At 44.1% G+C, this 1886-nt stretch carries 2 protein-coding genes; both read right to left on the bottom strand.

What is annotated here, in order from left to right; genetic code table 11:
* Positions 1 to 716: thiamine pyrophosphate-binding protein (locus tag WEIDD23_RS14120; protein ID WP_242865343.1), on the bottom strand; the 716-nt coding region annotated here is incomplete at its 3' end.
* Between the two features lie 200 nt (positions 717 to 916).
* On the bottom strand, positions 917 to 1886 hold a 970-nt coding region (locus WEIDD23_RS00230; protein WP_242865342.1), incomplete at its 5' end, for a gluconate:H+ symporter.

The following is a 1886-nucleotide window of genomic DNA, read 5'->3' as shown; positions in this document are numbered from 1 at the left end:
GCCTTCAACTTACGAGACAACTCTTGGACAAGTTCACCGTGACCGATTGTACCGAAACCAGCGTAGATAACTGGACGCTTGGCATTCTTCAAAATTTCAACGGCTGCGTCAACATCAGCTGCCTCTGGTGCAACAGGCTTGTACTCCTTGTAGATGTCACCAGATGAGTAAATTGGGTTAGCGTAGTTCATCTCGGCATCAATTTCAGCAAAACCGAAATCAGCAGGCACTTCAAGAACGGCAACACCCTTCTTTGAAATCGCTGTACGGATGGCATCATCAATCATGTATGGCAATTGCTCAGGTACCGCAACACGCTTGTTGTAAACCGCAATGTTGTTGTACATAGGGTTTTGGTTCAATTCTTGGAATGAATCCATTCCCAACTCACGTGATGGCTTTGAACCCAAGATGGCCAAAACCGGCGTTGCATCCATTGCAGCATCATACAAACCGTTAATCAAGTGCGTGGCACCAGGGCCACCAGATCCGACAGCAACCGCCATCTTACCGCTAAACTTGTATTGCATGGCAGCTGCCATACTTCCAACTTCTTCGTGCTTTACTTGAATAAACTTAATGTTGTTTTCAGGGTTACTCATTGCGTTCATCAAACCGCTCAAAGTACCAGAAGGAATACCGTACATCGTATCGATACCCCAACCTTCCATAACCTTCAATGCTGCCAAACCGGCAGTAATCTTCTTATCTGACATCGAGATAAGCCTCCTGTTTTAAAAAAATCAGTAAAATTTCATTTCCTAATCAATGCAACCAGGCAAGTGAATGATATCTAATAATTTACAAGTATTAGTCTGACACTATCACCCATTTAAAACAAATAAAAAGGGCCATTTTTCAGGATTTTGGCGTACAAAAAACCCATCAGCGAACTGATGGGTTTAATAAATGCTAATTAAATCAAAATCATGGCCATGATTAGGATGACAACCATACCAACAAGGGAAATGATCGTTTCCAAAACCGTCCAGATTTGGAAAGTTTGCTTAATCGTCAAGTCGAAGAACTCTTGGAAAATCCAGAAGCCAGCGTCGTTAACGTGTGATGCAATCAATGATCCAGCACCGATTGCCAAGGCAACCAAAACAGCCAAAGTTGGGTTGTTTTGTGATTGCACGATTGACAACACAATACCAGCCGCCGTCATACCAGCAACCGTTGCTGATCCAACAGAAATACGCAACACTGCAGCAACTGCCCAAGCGAAAATAATGACTGTGATAGCTGACATGTGGCCGTTAGCTTGGAACAAACTAGCAACCTTATCTGACAAACCACCAGTAACCAAGACACCACGCCAGGCACCACCACCACCGACAATCAACAAGATACCGGCAACAGCTGACATACCGTTATTCAATGAGTCACCAATTTCCTTGGCTGACTTCTTTTGCCAAACACCCATTGAGAAGATGGCAAACAACAAAGCAATCGTCATGGCCACAGCTGGTGTTGCCATGAATTCAATAACCTTGTCAAAACCGCTTGGGTTCTTTGGTGTCACACCACCTGTGTAAATCATCTTGTAAACTGTCGCAATGATCATAAAGATCAATGGGAAAACTGACGTGATAACTGACAAGAAGAATGATGGCGTCTTGTCCAAATCATATTCCTTAACTTCACCGACAGCCTTAATTTCTGTCTTGAATTGGAATGCGTCTGGTGCATACTTTTGCGCCAACTTCGTGAACAAAGGTCCGGCAACCACGGCCGTAATGATTGATACAATCAACCCAAGAATCAACGTCAAACCGATGTTAGCACCCAATGATGTTGCAACGGCTGTTGGTGCGGGCTGTGGAGGCAAGAAGCCTTGTGCTGATGACAAGGCAGCCGTCATTGAAATTCCAAGGTATAGCAAT

It is taken from the genome of Weissella sp. DD23, from assembly GCF_001579105.1.
Lineage (GTDB): Bacteria > Bacillota > Bacilli > Lactobacillales > Lactobacillaceae > Weissella > Weissella cibaria.
The sequence above is the reverse complement of the archived record's forward strand: the minus strand, read 5'-3'. Positions and strand labels throughout refer to the sequence as shown.